At 47.8% G+C, this 18,381-nt stretch carries 14 protein-coding genes; 11 read left to right on the forward strand and 3 right to left on the reverse strand.

What is annotated here, in order from left to right; genetic code table 11:
- Nucleotides 1-70 precede the first annotated feature (70 nt).
- Both MKY28_RS05870 and MKY28_RS05875 read right to left on the reverse strand, forming a co-directional pair.
- On the reverse strand, nt 71-412 hold the full coding sequence (locus tag MKY28_RS05870) for a YolD-like family protein (protein WP_340935293.1): 342 nt from the start codon (nt 410-412) through the stop codon (nt 71-73).
- The gene (locus MKY28_RS05875) at nt 409-1,653 is read right to left on the reverse strand and encodes a DNA polymerase IV (protein WP_340935294.1); all 1,245 of its coding nucleotides are present in this window, start codon (nt 1,651-1,653) and stop codon (nt 409-411) included. The genes MKY28_RS05870 and MKY28_RS05875 overlap by 4 nt, the downstream gene beginning before the upstream one ends.
- Nucleotides 1,654-2,509: 856 nt before the next feature.
- On the opposite strand from MKY28_RS05875, the gene MKY28_RS05880 reads away from it, so the two are divergent.
- The 7 genes from MKY28_RS05880 to MKY28_RS05910 all read left to right on the forward strand — a co-directional run bounded on the left by MKY28_RS05880 (nt 2,510) and on the right by MKY28_RS05910 (nt 11,601).
- On the forward strand, nt 2,510-4,738 hold the full coding sequence (locus MKY28_RS05880; RefSeq protein WP_340935295.1) for a hypothetical protein: 2,229 nt from the start codon (nt 2,510-2,512) through the stop codon (nt 4,736-4,738).
- A 26-nt stretch (nt 4,739-4,764) separates the two neighbouring features.
- Nucleotides 4,765-5,973, forward strand: a complete 1,209-nt coding sequence (locus tag MKY28_RS05885; RefSeq protein WP_036614555.1) for a HEAT repeat domain-containing protein — start codon at nt 4,765-4,767, stop codon at nt 5,971-5,973.
- A 22-nt stretch (nt 5,974-5,995) separates the two neighbouring features.
- Complete coding sequence (locus MKY28_RS05890) at nt 5,996-7,396, forward strand: glycosyltransferase family 2 protein (RefSeq protein ID WP_179088526.1); 1,401 nt, start codon at nt 5,996-5,998, stop codon at nt 7,394-7,396.
- 276 nt (nt 7,397-7,672) lie between these two features.
- Nucleotides 7,673-8,476, forward strand: a complete 804-nt coding sequence (locus MKY28_RS05895; protein ID WP_340905823.1) for a response regulator transcription factor — start codon at nt 7,673-7,675, stop codon at nt 8,474-8,476.
- Nucleotides 8,477-8,629: 153 nt separating this feature from the next.
- The gene (locus MKY28_RS05900) at nt 8,630-9,997 is read left to right on the forward strand and encodes a nucleotide sugar dehydrogenase (RefSeq protein WP_036674926.1); all 1,368 of its coding nucleotides are present in this window, start codon (nt 8,630-8,632) and stop codon (nt 9,995-9,997) included.
- A gap of 8 nt (nt 9,998-10,005) precedes the next feature.
- Nucleotides 10,006-10,926, forward strand: a complete 921-nt coding sequence (locus MKY28_RS05905; RefSeq protein WP_340935297.1) for a hypothetical protein — start codon at nt 10,006-10,008, stop codon at nt 10,924-10,926.
- A 333-nt stretch (nt 10,927-11,259) separates the two neighbouring features.
- The gene (locus MKY28_RS05910; RefSeq protein WP_340935298.1) at nt 11,260-11,601 is read left to right on the forward strand and encodes a DUF3139 domain-containing protein; all 342 of its coding nucleotides are present in this window, start codon (nt 11,260-11,262) and stop codon (nt 11,599-11,601) included.
- A 661-nt stretch (nt 11,602-12,262) separates the two neighbouring features.
- Here the strand turns inward: MKY28_RS05910 and MKY28_RS05915 are convergent.
- Nucleotides 12,263-13,135 (reverse strand): helix-turn-helix transcriptional regulator, encoded by an 873-nt coding sequence (locus tag MKY28_RS05915; RefSeq protein ID WP_340935301.1) that lies wholly within the window; start codon nt 13,133-13,135, stop codon nt 12,263-12,265.
- 734 nt (nt 13,136-13,869) lie between these two features.
- Here MKY28_RS05915 and MKY28_RS05920 point away from each other — a divergent pair.
- From MKY28_RS05920 to MKY28_RS05935, 4 genes are all read left to right on the forward strand, one after another.
- Nucleotides 13,870-15,054 carry an LLM class flavin-dependent oxidoreductase gene (locus MKY28_RS05920; protein WP_340937844.1) on the forward strand — a complete coding sequence of 395 codons (1,185 nt, stop codon included), beginning with the start codon at nt 13,870-13,872 and terminating at the stop codon, nt 15,052-15,054.
- A gap of 266 nt (nt 15,055-15,320) precedes the next feature.
- The gene (locus MKY28_RS05925) at nt 15,321-16,595 is read left to right on the forward strand and encodes an ABC transporter substrate-binding protein (protein WP_340935302.1); all 1,275 of its coding nucleotides are present in this window, start codon (nt 15,321-15,323) and stop codon (nt 16,593-16,595) included.
- A 3-nt stretch (nt 16,596-16,598) separates the two neighbouring features.
- On the forward strand, nt 16,599-17,471 hold the full coding sequence (locus MKY28_RS05930) for a carbohydrate ABC transporter permease (RefSeq protein WP_017687487.1): 873 nt from the start codon (nt 16,599-16,601) through the stop codon (nt 17,469-17,471).
- Nucleotides 17,472-17,520: 49 nt separating this feature from the next.
- Nucleotides 17,521-18,336, forward strand: coding sequence for a carbohydrate ABC transporter permease (locus MKY28_RS05935; protein WP_036674932.1), 816 nt, complete (start codon nt 17,521-17,523; stop codon nt 18,334-18,336).
- Nucleotides 18,337-18,381 lie beyond the last annotated feature (45 nt).

Here is an 18,381-nt window from a genome sequence, read left to right on the forward strand (position 1 = left end):
CCTGCATGGCAAATGGCTATGCTGCATCTATCATGGAATATCCACAACATCGGGGTGGGTATATCTCCCTTCAGTCATTGGCTAGGGACACATTTGTAATGAGGTTCATCTGAATATCCCGGGCCCGATCTTCCATCAGCAGTCTGAGGGTACGGGCCGGACGGTCCATTCGAAGCACTTGCCCCGTGTAACGGATATCGTCATGTTCGTGAAACACGGTAATGGTGACCCTATCTCCAAGCATCATCGAGTTGCTGAGCAAACGGGACATTTCTTCCGCGGCCTGGGCATCCAGAGATGGGCGGGTACGAGGAGCAAGTTGTTCCTGATGAAGGATGTAGGCTTCCCGGTGTTCGGGGAGCATCATACGTGAGGACTCGAAGATACCGTTTTGCTGCAATTTTTTACTCATTTATAATGACCTCCAATTTTATGAGAACGTTCATGGGCTTGCGCGGACGAGCAGAGGGAAGATGCCCGCATAATGGCGGTATCTCCGTACCTGCGCTTGATATCATCCGTGGCACGTTCCAGTTCTCTTTTGCGTTCACGATCATCGAACCAGGACAGCTGCACTTCGGAATCGGGTACAAGTCCGGTCAATGACACGCTGATGCGGCGGATGGGTAATCCGTCCCAATGGCGCAGGAACAGAGCTGCTGCCGCATCGTATACTTCATCCGTAATGTTGGTGGGTTCATTCACCTTCATCTGGCGGGAGAAACCGGTTGGTCGATCATAATCCTGTCCGCGACATCCAACCGAGACCACATGGCCCATGAGTGATTTGTCCCGGGAACGTCGACTGACGAGTTCCGCCAGTTCAAGCAGTACCACTTTGATATCTTCCCAGGAGTCATAGTCCCGGGGCAGCGTCATTTGATGTCCGATCCCCTGCTGCTGCTGAGCATAGGTCCCAGGTTTGACCGGGGAATCGTCAATACCACGGGCGATACGCCACAGTACCTCGCCATTCACACCCCAACGTTCTCTCAGTCGGGACAGAGGGGTCTGGGCCAGATCACCAATCGTATGGACCCCCATTTTATAGAGATGCTGCGCCATGCGGGAACCTACCATGAACATGTCTCGTACAGGCTTCTGCCAGATGGTGGACGGCAGATCTTTGCGAGGCAACGTGCAGATGCCGCCAGGGACTTTTTTGGCATATAGATCACAGGCCATCTTGCTAACGACCTTGGTATCACTGATACCGATTCGAATATACACACCCGTCTCATCCATCACCCTCGATTGAATGCTGCGCGCAATCGTCTCGGGACTGCCGAACAGATCCAGGCTTCCGGTGACATCGAGAAACTGTTCATCAATACTATAGGGTTCCACCAGATCGGTGTAAGACTGAAGGATACGCGTAATATGAAGGGACACCCGAATGTACTCGGCCATCCGGGGGCGAACAACAACAACATCCGGACATTTGGCGAGCGCTTCGCCCAGTCGTTCTGCTGTCGTAATTCCATAGGACTTGGCGAGTGGACAGGCCGCAAGAATAATACCCGAACGGCGCGCCGGATCTCCCGCGACTACGAGGGGGCGGTCCTTGTATTCGGGATGTGCAGACTTCTCCACACTGGCATAGAATGACTGGCAGTCTGCCAGCATGATGACACGTCTGTCTTGGCGGGGCATAAGACTTCTCTCCTTATTCGTGATGCTAAGCTCTTATGTTAAGAAGCAATTATTTTCATTTGAACATCGATAATTAACAGTTTATTTACAGTATGGAACAAGTGTTCTTGTTTTATAAGCATATCCGACAATTCGAAATGCGGCAACCGGAATTATTTTGCAAATTGGACACAATTATGGGTTAGCCATATTAGAGGCAGAAATTAGGAAATAAGATGTGCTTTTTTACATTTAATGTGAGAGATCCATGACTTCCGGGTGATGACCGGGCGTTCATTTGGGTTTTTGTAAAAGGGTTATAAATGGGCACAGTCCTATAGAGGGGGACTGATGTCCTTTTTTGATTTTCTGCATTTTTCAGAAAACCTTGATGTGACGCGGAATATCGCTGATGCGTTATCGGACTATAGTATCAATTTTGTAATCTTTATGGTTAATACTGTAAAAAGGTCCGCAACTTTAACATATGACTCGCGTTTAATGGGGTATGTGTTCAAACGGCAAACGTTGCCTGTACCCGCGTTGCACATAACAATAAAGGTTCCAGAAGTGCAAGATCAGCAGGCATCTAATCCATGCAATTCGAGCAATTATTAGTGTTTGGGAATCAGAGGTATCCCAGAGGCTTCCGAGTAGTAGTTGACGGACCTTTTTACGAATCATGGGCAGAATGTTCCATTTCATGTTTGCTTCCATCAGCCTAGATACAAATGCAGAGTCTTAGCGCTATAGTGAGAACTACACCGCTGACATCTCTACCAAGCGGACATCCGAAGCGGAATGATTCGTAAACTTCATGTTGGACCATTCGATGTTGAAGCAGGATGCATATTAGAGAGGTGAGCAATCTAAAGACATGAGCAGACAAAGACGAAGACGCTGGCTATTAACGGTGTTGACAGGAGCAGTGGTGGTGACCGGTGGGATATTTGCCGGATGGCACTATATGCAACCCAAGCTCGTTACGTACACAGCGGAGAACGGCACGGAGATGAAATTCAAGACCGATGGAGACCGGTTCATGGAATACGGGCCAGATGGAACGTGGAGGGAGATGTTCGTCAAAGGTGTCAACCTGGGCGCAACTTCACCGGGGCATTACCCGGGAGAATTCCCGCTGACCAAAGAGGATTACTTGCGGTGGTTCCAGCAGATCGAGGATCTGGGAGCCAATGTAATCCGGGTATACACGGTTCACGAACCGATTTTCTACTCCGCATTAGTCGAATATAACCGCGGCCGGGAGCAACCGTTATATTTTATACAGGGCATATGGTCACCTGAAGAAGAGCTGATTGAGAAACAGGATGCCTATGCATCCCATATTGAGCAGACGTTCAAGCAGGAGATTGAAAAGGCCGTATCTGCTGTCTATGGCGATGCGGACATTCCTGCCAAGCAGGGAGAGTCCAGCGGCAAATACAAAACGAATGCTGGAAAATACCTGATGGCCTGGCATGTGGGGACGGAATGGGACCCGGCGATGGTAGACAACACAAACGCAAAACATGCGGACGTACCGCAATACAAGGGAGTTCATTTCTCGGCGAGTCCAGAAGCATCACCGTTCGAGAACTGGCTCGCAGAGCTGCTGGATCATACGGCGGTCCTGGAGAAGAAGTATGGGTGGGAACATCCGATGACCTTCACCAACTGGGTAACGACCGATGTGCTGGATCATCCCGGCGAGCCGCTGTATGAAGAGGATCTCGTCAGTGTGGATGCCCGACATATTCAGCCGGAGGCGTGGCAGGGAGGTTATTTTGTAGCCTACCATGTGTACCCGTATTACCCGGATCTGTTCCATATTGATAAAACGCTCCAAACCATCAAGGATGAGAACGGTGAGTACAACACGTACAAAAGTTATCTGCGCAAGCTGAAAGCCGAGTTTTCCGATATGCCTGTAATGATTACAGAGTATGGCGTACCCTCTTCTCTTGGTATTTCCCATCTGGGTATGGGAGGACGGAATCAGGGTGGACATAACGAAGTAGAGCAGGGAGATATCGACGCGTCACTGACGCAGGATATCTATGATGAAGGATACTCGGGAGCAATTGTGTTCATGTGGCAGGATGAATGGTTCAAAAAAACATGGAACACGATGCCACTGGAAATCCCGGCTGATCGCCGTGCATATTGGTTGAACGTGCTGACAAACGAGAAGATGTTTGGTCTGCTTGCCATGGACCCGGGTAAACAGGAACAGTTGACCATCGACGGATCACTGGATGACTGGGATGATCTGAAGGTTGAAGAGGTCACGACCTGGCAGGGCCAAGTGGACGGCATTCAGGAAATGAAGATGACTCATGATGAAGCCTATCTGTATATTGGGCTGACCTTGGATCAACCGTTTGACTCGGAGAAGACAGTGCTGCGAATTGGCACAGATACACTTGCTGGAGGCAGTCAGCCTGACAAGTTACTCCCGGGCCGGACACTCAGTGATGGTCTTGAGACAGTGATTACACTGGGGCAGGATGAAGAATCACAGGTGGAGATTGCCAAGGATTATGACTTTAATCAGCGTCTGTACGGCAAAGAAGGATACGATATGCTGCCAGATCAGCAGTCAGATTCCGCAGATAATCCGTTCCACCCATGGAATCTGGCAGTCAGCCTGAGGATGACACCGCCGGATACCCGATCTGCTCAACCGTTCATGAATGAAAAGGTCGGAACATTGAAGCGAGGAACGACGGCTCCCGGCCAACCTGATACGGATTCATTAACGGCATGGCAGTATAATGGCAATCAAGTGGAGATGCGAATTCCCTGGATGCTGCTTGGGTTCGGTGATCCGAGTTCGCTGCAAGCGATCGACTATGGACCGCTCAAGAATGGACGTGAGTTCTCCACAGTTGCTGTGGAAGGCGTTACCCTCATTCCGTGGTTAACGGACCGCGCCACGAAGAAAGTATCTTGGCCTGGGGGTGAACAGACGACTCTGGATCTGAATACATTGCCGGTATATAGCTGGCAGCCTTGGGAGCAGGTGCAGTATAGTGAACGCCTGAAGCTAAGCTACGAAAAAATGAAGAAGAGTTATGAAGAAATTCCTAGTTTTCAGATCGAATAAATGAGTATAAAGGAGGACCTTTTCACATGTTTCCAAGTTTGGCTTTGGCCTATCTGTTTTTGTACATCTGTATCGCACTTGTTGTTGTAGGCGTCATCGTATTGTTTGCCATGAAAATGTCCCACAATGGCAAACGACGTAAGACGGCATTTTATGAATTGAAGCAGCGTGACTATTTCACCTATCTGCAAACAGCCTTGACTGAGAATAGTCCACTCAGATTGCCACCAGGCAAACTGGCTCCGCTGGAACGCAGAGTCATTCAGGACAGACTGATTGAATGGATCGACCAGTTCAAGGGTGAGTATCGCGACAAATTAATCGCACTGTGCCGTGAAGCAGGATTCGTAGAGCATGATCTGAAGGAACTGGGCCGTTTGCGTTATGGTCGCCAGATTGATGCAGCTTATCGCTTGGGTGGCATGCGTTGTCCCGAAGCCGTTCCGGGTTTGATGGAATTACTGAAGGATGAGAAACCGGGCCCGATGGCCATTATGATTGGTCGATCCATCTCCAGATGTACGACTCGGCAAGGTGAACTGAAAGACATGCTCGCCTTGCTGTTAACCAAAGGTAAGTCCATTCACCATCTGGCAGCAGATATTCTGCTCGAAACGAGTCTGGATACGAGCAGAATTCTAATTGAATTGCTGGAGGACCGGAATCCTGATTTTGTCAAAGTCGGACTGGTTGCCATGTGGGGACAGGCTGTACCTGAAGTGATGCCTGCACTCGACAGACTGGTAGGCGCAGAACATCAGGATGTACGTGCCGAGGCGGTGAAGCTGTATCTTAGCGCAAGTCCGGCACTCCGGGATGAGACAATCCTGAAGCTGATCCAGGACCCCGATCCGGAAGTTCGCGCCGAAGTGGTACAAGCGCTTGGTTACAAGCATGCATCTGGCAGCATTCCATTGCTGCGCAAAGCGCTTCGGGATGAAGACTGGAGAGTTCGATATAACAGTGCGGAGAGTCTGAGCAAGCTCGGTGAACCGGGATTCGAAGCGCTGTGTCAGGCTGCGGTGCAAGGTACAGTTGCTGAGCGCGAGATTGCGATGCAGCAGATTGAGAGTACCATGCAGCACACGAGAACCGATGACAGAGCTGTAGAGCAGATGATTGCACATAACAAAAAAAGACTGCTGTACGATCGCTATTTTGGCCCTGTACGAGAGAACAGAACCAGCAAGAAGCGCACAGGTGTCGCTACGGTAGGAGGGGATTACACTGCTTAGGGATCTACTATTAATCTACGGCATGGTCGCAATCTACTATGTTGTTTTTGTAAATACACTCTATTTTTCCATTCTGGCCTTATCGTTCCGTAACATCTGGACGATCTTCCGGCGGTCGCATTATTCCAAATACAATACATTGTCAGGCTCGGAACTGGTGCCTTCGGTTTCTCTGCTGGTACCGGCATACAACGAGGAACTGACGATTATTGAAAATGTGAACTGTCTGATGACGCTGAATTATCCAACGTATGAAGTCATTGTGGTGAATGATGGCTCCAGTGATGCGACACTGAATATCCTGTTGAAAGAATATCGTCTGAAGCCAGTACCCAATACGAAGATTCGGGGCAAGATCGCCTGTCAGAAAATTCGTGGGATCTACCATAATCCGGAGTTCCCGGATCTGTATGTCATTGACAAGGAAAACGGCGGGAAGGCCGATTCCCTCAATGCCGGGATCAACCTGTCCCACTATCCGTTGATCTCTTCGATCGATGCTGACTCGTTGCTGGAAAAGGATGCTCTGATCCGCATGGCACGGATGTATATGGAGAATCCGGAAGAGACGGTAGCCATCGGTGGAGATGTAAGGATCGCCAATGGCTGCAAAATTGAAAACGGAGCAGTGCAAGATGTATCGCTGCCACGCAAGATCTGGCCCATGTTCCAGTCGATTGAATATCTCAAAGCCTTCCTGGGCGGACGGATTGGCTGGAGTCACATGAACGGTCTGATCATTGTCTCCGGTGCCTTCGGTATGTTCCGTAAGGACGCTGTTATCGCCGTAGGTGGATACCGGGATGGTTATCCTGGGGAAGACATGAACATCATCATCAAACTTCACCGTTACATGCTGGAAAACAAATTGAAATATCGCATTGCCTTCTGCCCTGAGGCCGTATGTTGGACGCAGGCACCGGATTCCTACCGGATCTTGTCCAGTCAGCGTAAGCGCTGGGGCCGCGGGAATCTGAAGAACATGATCGAGAATCGTGGCATGTTGTTCAATCCGAAATATAAGGTTATGGGTATGGTGACCATGCCATATAACGTCCTTTTTGAAGCGCTCAACCCGTATTTCCGGATTACCGGACTTCTGGCTCTCGCTGGATATGTCCTTCTGGATATGACGCAATGGCCGATTCTGGTTCTGTTCGGACTGCTGAACTTTGTGAGTGGTTATCTGCTGAGTGTAGGCGCACTTGTCCTGGAGGAGATTGCTTTCAAGCGTTACAACAAACTCTCCGATCTGGTCAAAATGCTGGTCTACTCCGCGCTGAAATTCGTGGGTTACCACCAGCTCGGCGTATTGTGGAGGTTGCAGGGACATGTGCAGTTCATGCAAAACAACAACTCATGGGGTACCATGACACGTCAAAGCTGGTCCGAGGATGAGAAGAAAACAAGCGAAGCCGCTTGATTAAAGAATAATCAAAGCAATTATATGTCCAACTAGACATTTACACGATAACGGAGAGGGCAGAAAAAGCCTGAAGAAGCGAAGCGTGCGCCTAAAAGCTTTCCGAAAGAAAGCTGCATCGAAAGCATACGCTTATTCCCGGATTTCCCCTTGTATAAAGGAATCAACAAATCTGGGAATAACAGTGATCGAAAGGCTGTTCTGTCATCGGAGTGTCAGTGTAAATAATATTTTTTGGACTTATATAGATAATCGAGGAGAAGGGTGGAAAAGAACATGCCAAATACGGCGACATTGCAGCGTGAGGCTGCCGTTAATGTGTACCGAAGTGTAGAACAGGGATTGAAGGAAACGGGTGCCGAAACATGCGGCTTAATGTTCATCCATTGTGCAGGAAACTCTCAACCTGAGCAGCAGGTCAGGACACATCTGGAGCAAACGAGTGAGTCTGCCTTCCAGGTGTGGAAGGATGGGGCTACCCAGGCGATTGCCGTCCTGCTGCCAGGGTTGTCACTGGATGAAGTTCATTATGAAGGACTTCGGATCAAACATGAGTTGCAAGAGACTGTGCCCGGTGCCGATCCACAGATTACACTGGCCAGTTTTCCGGAAGGGGAGCGCCCTTCGAAGGCAACCATTCAACATATGGCTGAATCCTCGAAGCTCATAGATTCGTCGGAGATTCATATCTACACGCTGGACAATACGGCGGACGAGCCGGAACGAATTTTGATTGTGGATAACGATCCTACGGTACGCGAATTCCTGCAACTGCGTCTGAAAATGCAGGGATATGAAACCTATGAAGCCGTTGATGGACTGGCTGCACTGGAGTTGATCGAGAAAGTCACACCAGATCTGGTGCTCACCGAACTGAATCTGTATGGCATCGATGGTCTGCCGTTCATCCATCATATTCAGAACCTGGAGATGGAGCAGCCTCCCAAAATTGTCGTGTTGACCGAACAACGTGTCGAGCAGACGATTAGTCAATGTTTCCGCAGCGGAGTCGATGATTACATGACCAAACCGTTCTCACCTGTAGAGCTGGATGCCCGAATCAGACGCTGCCTGCATTAGAAGACGGCTTGAATAAGCTGATTGTGTGAAGTGCAAAGTAAGAGCTTTTTTACACTATGAATCAGATAGATTAGAGCAACATTTAGAGCACAGACACTCATCTATTTATATGGATTTTAAGCACCACCAAATACACTGCCCGGAGGGAATATCATGGAGAATCAACAATTCCACACATTACTGAATGCGATTGAAAATAAAGAAGCTGTACTCGGCGTTGTCGGGCTCGGTTACGTAGGACTTCCACTTGCCGTGGAAATGGTCAATCAAGGTTTCACGGTAATCGGAATTGATCTGGATGCGTCCAAAGTAGAAAGTATCTATCAAGGAGATTCCTATATTCACGATATTTCGTCTGATGAGTTGAAAAAAGTAATGCAAAGCGGTCGTTTCCAGCCAACGACAGATTACAGCATGCTGCGTGTGATCGACGCCCTCAGTATCTGCGTACCGACACCGCTTAGTGAGAATCAGGACCCGGATACGTCTTACATCGAGACCGTTGTAGATCAGATCAAACTGCACATGAAACCAGGCATGCTGATTACCCTGGAAAGCACCACTTATCCAGGTACCACCGAAGAACTGATCCAGCAGCAGCTGGACAAGATCGGACAAGAAGCAGGTAAAGACTATTTCCTCTGCTTCTCGCCTGAGCGTGTGGACCCGTCGAACGGACGTTTCACAACATTTAATACGCCGAAAGTAATTGGGGGCACGACTGAAGCCTGCCTGAAGCTCGGAACAGCGCTATATGGAAAATATGTAGAAACCGTAGTACCGGTATCTTCGCCGAAAGTGGCTGAGATGTCCAAACTGCTGGAGAACACTTTCCGCAGCGTGAACATTGCCTTTGTAAATGAAATGGCGATGATGTGTGACCGTATGGGCATTGATATCTGGGAAGTTATTGACGCGGCGGCAACGAAACCATTTGGTTTCATGCCATTCTATCCAGGCCCAGGCATCGGTGGACACTGCATTCCGCTTGATCCGATGTACCTGTCATGGAAGGCCAAAGGCTTCCGTTTCTATAGCAAATTCATTGAGCTGGCGCAATCTACCAATGACAACATGCCATATTATGTGCTAAACAAAACGTCAACGATTCTGAACGAATACGCTAAATCCGTACGTAAATCCAATATTCTGCTCCTCGGCATGTCGTACAAGCCTAATATTGCCGACCTGCGTGAATCACCAGGATTGGAAGTATATGAACTGTTCAAGGAAAGTGGAGCTAACGTAAGCTACTACGATCCACATGCGGATTCCTTCCAGGACAAACATGGCGAGACCGTACACAGCGAAGCGTTCAATCTGGAGCAGTTCAAGAAGTACGATTGCATCGTGCTGATCACCAACCACAGCGATTTGCCTTACTTTGATATTGCCGAGATGGGTGTGCCGATTCTGGATACACGTAATGCGTTCCGTTCGTACACACATCCGCATATCTACAAGATTGGTCACTCGGTACAGCATCCTGTGCTTGAGCCAAGTGAAGCGTTGCTCGTCTGAGGAAATATATGAGGCAACGGGGCAAACTGGTGGGTATGGCGAAATGGGCTATTCTGGCTGTGGTGTTGTGCCTGCTGCTTCTGTCCTGGATGTTCAAATGGTTCTGGGCAGAGGAACACAAAGCGACCTGGCTGTGGGACGCGTCCATTATTGCAGAGCAGACACCTGAGATTATTGCTTTCTCCAAAGAACAGGGCGTGGATACCATCTTCCTGCAAATCCAGGATGAGGTGCCTGACGCAACATACCGCAAATTCATTGCGGCTGCCCGACAGGCTGAGATTGAAGTGCATGGACTTAACGGTCATGCAGACTGGGCCTATGAGGAGAAGCGGGATGAAGGACTTGCTTTTATCGAGCGAGTAAGAGCATACAATGCAGCTTCGGCCAAGAATGAACGCTTCGAAGGCATTCAACTGGATGTGGAGCCGTATCAGTTGAAGCGCTGGGAGGACGAGGAGAGCAGCGTCATTGCAGAGTGGCAGAACAACATGAAGGCCTGGACAAAAGCCGGCGAGGATGCCGGACTGTACATGAGCGCTGCCATTCCGTTCTGGCTTGATGCCCGTCAGTCGGCTGAAGGAGGTACATTCAGTCGCTGGGTGATCTCCCACTTTGATGCGGTGGCCATTATGGCTTACCGGGATAGTGGGCAGCAGATGTATGATCTGTCCAAGGAAGAACTGGACGAAGCGGATGATCTCGGCAAGAAAGTCTGGATCGGAGCGGAACTCGCGGATACACACGAGGGGGATCACCTGACCTTTTTCCGTAAACCGGTTAGCAACATGAATGAAGAGATGGCAAAGGTGTTCGATCTCGGTACCTCTCATTCTTCATTTGCAGGTGTAGCTGTGCATCATTATGAAGCATGGTATGCAAAGGAGAACGGTATTCCGCTTGCGCGCAAGAATGAGGAGAAGGAATAGTTGTAAGCGATAATTCTATAAGCAAGGCATATAGCTGCAACATACAAGAGGAGTTTCAACGTTATTTATCTATCCCTTCTGAGCAAAAGGAATTCGTTCCTTGCGTCTGTAGCTCAGGAGGTTTTTTTTACATAAGACAATTAGTTGGGGGATAAATATTACCATATCATAATAGCCTGCACTTACTCAACGTTCACAGCTCATACCTCCAAATAAACCCTTGATTTAGGTGGTAAAACAGAGATTAATTTTCTTATATTCACAGTTAAGCTCCCTTTGGGGCTTAACTGTGAATTATTTCTAGTTTCAACTCTCATAATAGGAGGACTTTATATGACTAAAAGAATTAAAATCAGTTTGCTATCTATTCTAGCGTTAGTTGTAGTTATATCAGGATGGGGATATTTAAGTTTATTTGGTAATCCAATCAAAAAAAATGATGCTGAAGAGAAAGTGAGAGCCTATTTAATTCAACAAAAAGGCTATTCACCTGAGGAGCTTAAAGATATATCCGGCACGTATTCCTTCAAAAGCTCAGAAGCTCCTTATGGTGCTGCCGTAACATTCGCTGACGAGCCTAATGATAAGTATCAATACATCATTTTCAAAGACGGGAATATTGAACAGTTCAGCTCTTCAAGTGACAATCCAAAGTATCAAGAGCCTATGAACTAGATAAAATATTTGAAATATAGCAAAATTCACTTTTTTTTCTTACCCATTGAAAGTCACAAAGAAGGGAAAAATAGCGAATTATACAAATATAGTACAGATTAAAGTAGCGATTATTTTTTTTATAATGTAATTTATTGTGCTGGCATATGTGTTTTTAAGTGAATTCAGATTTTTTAAAGGGATACCACTTTATTAGGGGGAGATCCCTTAAATGTTTCTGTAATTAAGGGAGAACCTCAGGAATTTATTTTCTTACTTTAGTTCAGAAAATCGATCTAAATACTTTCAGTAAAATTTTTCCTTTAAATTACTAAGCACCAATTTGTGTTTCGTTATTGTCTCAACTATTTATACAGGGTAGTTCTGAACGAAAACGAATCTCCTATAGTTGAGACGCACAGGAACTTATTTTATACATATGAATGAAATGTGAATCTACCATCTGTAACTCCTAAACTTGAATTTTGTTTCATTTATGTAGGTTATATTCATTTTTCTTATATACACATATTGTTTAGTGTTGCTAACATATATGTAGGAGCGTTAATTACAATTAAATAGTTCAAAAAATAAGGCAAGTCCACGGTCAAATGATCGAAGGAACTTGCCTTTGATTGTTTCTAGCTATATCAATAAACAGATTCCACTTTTCTTTATGGACTTACTCTTTACTGCTCTCCGCTGTGCGATAGCGATTGGGCGGCAGACCGACTTGCTTTTTGAACGCTTTAGAGAAGGAGAACAAGTCCGGGTAACCTACGGAATGAGCCACTTCAGTTAAGCTTAGCGGCGTCTGCACGAGTAGACGTTTCGCCTGATTCATTTTCAATTGTTGGATATATTGCACAGGGGACAGACCATAGGCTTTGCGGAACTGTTTGGCAAAATGGGTTCGATCCACACCCGCATGAGCGGACACACCTTCCACGGAGATGCCGCCTGCAAAATGAATGTCCATGTATTCCTTGCCTTTCTGGAGCCAGGGTGTGGCTGAATCCGGTTGCAATCCTTTGGTAGCGGGGGAGCGGGCAATTCGGTCGAATAGAGTTAAAAACCGGGTTAGTCGTCCTAGATCACTCGCTCCGTCCTGCGGTTTGCGAACATCCTCCATAAATGCGCGCATGGCACTTGCGGTCTCCGGGGTCAGTACACCTGAACGGTATGGTGAGTCGGGTGTAAGTCCAATTCGGGAAAGCAGTTCGGCTGCATGTGCACCATCAAAGGCAATAAATATTTTCTGCAACGTATCCTCGGGGTCCGTCCAGTACTCATGGGTAACATGTGGAAACAGACAGAACGCATCCCTGGCACGAAGGGCGTGACGCTGTCCGTTCTGTATGAATGTACCTTCCCCCTCCAGCACAAATAGCAAATAATAATAAGGTGTAGTGCGCGGGCCAATATGATAGTTGGTCTTGGCTATATTACGGCCGATGCGGATCGGCCAGGCGCCACCAGCTTTCTCGAATTCAGATGGAGTGAAGAAAATAATATCCAAAAACTCATGGTGGTCCTCCTTCATGCTCTCGGTCATCAGGAACACCTCTTTATTGTATAAGTATCGTTTGTACATTCCAAAAGTTTCGCTTACAGATGTAGTTCAAAAAGTCCACTTTTGATTACGAATCATGCCTAGTGGCATCATCAACATCGAAGCTGAAATTCAGCCGAAATAAGCGGGAGGCTTACGAAGTATGTTTCCTTTGGAAAAATTGTGGTTGCTCACGTAGTTTTCCTACGCTCCACTACTCCATTTCTAGCTTCATTCCATCTTCTCGGTACTGAAAACCAGACTTTTTGAACATGTATTTAAACCTATTATACAGGTGGGTTTTATATATATTCAAGATCAGGAAGACCTAAATCTGAGAAAAGACCACAAAATGACAAAATAAAATTGCCGCGAAATGACATTGCTCACAGACAAATCAATTGTTATGATGTCCATACCTATTAAACCAAGTTAATTAATCGGTATTTGGAGCTTTCATACGAATAAAATGATCAGAAATTAGGCGCACTTTAAAATAAGTTTCAAGAGATGCCAACGTAGTGGAGGGGACGAAATCGATTCTGAAGAAGCGAAGCGGTCGCCTTTATCCTAGAATTTTTACCTTTAAAAAAGGAGAATCAAAAAATTCAAGGATAACAGTGATCGAAAGAACGATTCGTACCCGGAACGTCAAGGAGGCGTAACAGTAACTTTTTTTAACATGAGACTTTATTTATTCATAGAAGGGATTGACTTTTGTGAGCGAACACGAAGAGATGAAGTTTGGATGGTTTTTGCCTACAGCAGGGGATGGTAAGTATGTAGGGGTTGCCCCGGAGCGGGAGCCAAGTTTGGATTATCTGGTCGATGTGGCACAGACGGCGGAGAAGGCAGGATTCGAATTTGTACTGATTCCTACAGGGGGAGCCTGTCTGGACGCGTGGGTGGTCGGCTCAGCTGTGATGAGTCACACAAAGACATTGCGTCCCCTTGTCGCCATTCGCCCGGGATTGGTTACACCCGTACTCGCTGCACGAATGGGAGCGGCACTGGATCAGCTCTCTGGTGGTCGCGCCATGATCAATGTGGTGACAGGCAGTTCTGTTCGAGATCTGGAGGAACTCGGCGATCCACTGGCACATGCGCATGATGAGCGGTATGTGCGGGCGAGCGAGTATATGGAAGTCATGAAGCGTTCATGGACCCAATCGACGGGACTGAATCTGACGGAGTTTGCCGGAAATGGTTCAAAATCTGGTGCAGATGCATCCAGTGATCCCAATCCTGAATTCAACGGCCAGTATTACAACTTCAAAGGACCGGTAGGCATGCCGGAGACGGTGCAAAATCCGCATCCACCATTCTATCTGGGAGGAAGTTCTCCGATTGCGAAAAAGGTCGCTGTTGAACATGCGGATACGTTCCTCATGTGGGGCGAGCCTCATGACTGGATTCAGGAGCAGATCGAAGAGATTGAGGTCATTCGTCAGCAGGTGAAAGAGGAAACGGGACAAGATCGTCAGCTCCGTTACGGCATGCGTGCTCAGGTACTCATTCGGGATACCGAAGAAGAAGCATGGGCAGCAGCTTGGGAGATTATTAGCAAAGTACCACCAGAAGCGATTGAGAAAGCCAAAGCCGCTTTTGCCGAGACGGATGCAACCAACCAACGCAGACAGAACGAGTTACGTGAACTGTCAGAGAAGCAGCAGTTTGTTGTAGGTCCTAACCTGTGGACAGGCTTGTCCGTTGTGCGTTCCGGCGGTGCGATTCTCATTGTAGGTACAGCCGAACAGGTGGCAGAGCGTTTGATGGAATATGGAGATCTGGGCGTGACCACCTTCATTCTGTCCGGTTACCCGCATCTGGAAGAGGCCGAAATTTTCGGCCGGACCGTGATGCCCATCATTCGCGAGAAATGGAAAACAAGACAGAAGCAACACTCAGTTACTACTAACTAAGTTACTACCAACTAAAGTAAGAGCCCTTTTTTTACACTTTAACGGAGAGGGCAGAACCGATCTGAAGAAGCGAAGCTAAAAGCTTTCTGAAAGAAAGCTACTTCGTAAGCATCATCTTGCCTTTATACCCGGATTTTAACCATTGAAAGAAATGATTCAAAGAAATCCGGGGATAACAGCGATCGGAAGATGGTACTGCACTCGGAGTGCCCCGTGTAAAAACTTTCGTGCAACTTACATTAATCATCCTCAGGAGGTCGTCTTTCATGAAAAAAAATAAAAAATTGATCCTGCCGCTTGTCAGTATGCTGGTGATGTCCATCCTGCTGTCAGCTTGCGGCGGTGGGGATAACGCGTCATCTGGAGAGAACGGCTCCTCGGGTTCAGGTAAAGTTACGATCAGCTTCATGCACTGGCGTGGAGAAGATGTGGAAGCACTCAACAAGACTATTGACGCATTTGAAAAAGAAAACCCGAACATCAACGTGGAGATGCAGACACTGCCCTCCGATCAATACCAATCCACCGTACAATCCAAAATCAGTGACGGTTCGGTAGGAGATGTATTTGCCTCCTTCCCAGGTGCACAGTTCGAAGCTTTCACCAAAGCCGGCTTGTTCACGGATCTGACCGGATCATCGTTCCTGTCGGCCTACAATCCAAAGCTGATTGAAGCAGGACAGCATGATGGCAAACAATATGCGATCCCGTATCAACTCGTATATAACGATCCAATTTATAATGTAAAGCTGTTTGAACAATACGGCTTGACGCCGCCGACCGATTGGGAAGGCTTTCTGGCCCTTTGCCAGAAGCTGAAAGACAATGGCATCATTCCGATTGCCTTTGCCGGAGCGGACATTGGCCCAGGGCAATTCATGAATACAATGGTGATGAACAATGCACCGAGTGACGACATTTTTACCAAAGTAGAAGCGGGCGAAGCCAAACTGACGGATGAGTTTTGGGTGAAAACGTTGACTCAAATCAAGGAACTGAACGATAAAGGTTACTTCCAGCAGGATGCACTGGGTACGAAAGACCCTGCGGCTGGAGCGCTGTTTATTCAAGAGAAAGCAGCCATGCTGGCGAGCGGATCATATCAATTGGCACAGAACAAGCAGCAGAATCCTAATCTGGAGCAAAAACTGCTTGCACCGATTACAGTAAGTGCAGATCAAGCGAAGTATGAAGGAGTGCATACTACTACGTTCATGCTCGCGGTGAACAGCAAGTCAAAACATCCGGAAGAAGCGAAGAAGTTCCTCGAATTCCTTAGCAATCCCGATGTAGCGAGTGACTATGCCAACCAAACGGGACAAAATGTAACGGTGAATGATGTGAAGTACGATACGCCTGAGCTTCAGGTAGCCGGAGAATGGGCAACCAAAAAGACCGTGTTCCAGCCACGGTTCACCATCCTGAACGGAGATAATCAAAAAGCAGTAACCAACTCCATTCAGGCTGTACTGAGCGGCACTTCTCCGGAAGAAGCAGCACAGCAGGCACAAGCGATCATTGATCAGCATATCGGGAAATAAACGATGAAAAACCGTCTTCAGCTATCCCTGTTTCTGATCCCTGGGTTGCTGCTGTATGTTGGATTGTTCGTATTTCCTACATTGACGGGGCTGTTCTATTCCTTTACGGACTGGGATGGGGTATCCCCGTCGTATGCATTTGTAGGGCTGGATAATTACAAGGACAGTCTCAGCAGCATCGTATTCCGCAAAGCCTTTGGCAACAACGTGGAGTTCATGTTAACGGTTGTTATTGCACAAACCTTTATTTCACTTGTCCTGGCTCTGCTCTTGGTACGTAATACCAAGACACGCATTGTGCTTCGGGCCTTGTATTTCCTGCCTGCGATTCTGTCCTCCGTATCGGTTGGACTGATCTGGGCATTTATGTATGATCCATCCATTGGATTGATCAACTATGGACTGAATGAAGCTGGGATGAGCAGCATTGCTCGTAACTGGATTGGAGATCCCAAAATCGCCATCTATTCCATCGCTGCGGTACAGGTATGGGCCCATGCTGGACAGATGATGATTGTATTTATCGCGGGTCTGCAAGGTATTCCGGCAGAACTGTATGAAGCGGCTCGTATGGACGGCGGCAGCAAATGGCAGGTATTCCGTACCGTGACTTGGCCACTGCTGGCACCTTCGGCAACGATTGTTGTGGCCTATACGACCATTCAGTCGTTCAAGGCATTTGACCTCATTTTCACAATGACGGACGGAGGACCGAACTACGCAACTGAAATTTTGACAACATATATCTATCATACCGCCTTTGGCAGCTATTCATTTGGTCTGGCTTCTGCCGGTTCCATGATCTTCCTGGTGTTGCTCGCGCTCTTGACGCTGTTGCAGTTCAAGGCACTGCGTGCCGACCGGGTAAGCTATTGAGGTTGATGTTGGAGCATTCATCCTGCAATCGAGGCAGAAGGGAGTTCACATGTTTTTAAAATGGTTCAATCGCCTGATCCTATTGGTGTACGCGCTACTTATCCTCGTGCCGCTGTACTTTGTATTTGTATCCTCGTTCAAAACAAGCAGCAACTTCTTCACCAGTCCATTCAGCTGGCCGGACCCGTTTACGTGGGATAACATCACTGGCATGTTTCGCAATCAGCCGATGTGGCAATATTTCGGAAACAGTCTGGTCGTGACGCTTGGTACGGTTGCCATTGAGTTATTGCTGAGTAGCATGATTGCTTACGCCATTGTCCGCTGGGGCGGCAGTGTAGGAAAAATCGTGTTTGCTCTGTTCGTAGCAGGGTTGATCGTTCCATCCCAGGTGAGTATGCTGCCGATCTATTCCCTTACGCGTACCCTCGGCTGGTCGGACAGTCTCACGGGCCTGATTGTCGTATCCGCGGCTATGCTGATGCCTGTCTCAGTATTTATGCTGACAGGTTTCATGCGCATGCTCAATTCGGAGATTCTGGAAGCGGGCAGTATGGATGGGGCCAGCGAATGGAGACTCTATACGCGGATTGCACTGCCACTGGCTGCACCTTCGCTGGCGGCAACGGCTACGTTCCTGCTCGTCATGGTCTGGAATGACTTGCTTATTCCGATGCTGATGCTCAGCAGTAAGTCCAAGCTCACTTTACCGCTCGCGCTTATGCAGTTCCGCGGGGAATACGTGACGAACTACCCGATGATGCTTACAGGTGTGCTGGTAACGGCCATTCCGATGATTGCGTTGTTCCTTCTACTCCAGCGTTACTTTGTAGCAGGTCTGACAGCGGGTTCACTCAAGGGGTAAGGTATCGCAGAAATCGGAAGGAAAAGCTTATTTTGCATTGATTTC

Source organism: Paenibacillus sp. FSL R5-0473 (genome assembly GCF_038004565.1).
Taxonomy (GTDB): domain Bacteria; phylum Bacillota; class Bacilli; order Paenibacillales; family Paenibacillaceae; genus Paenibacillus; species Paenibacillus amylolyticus.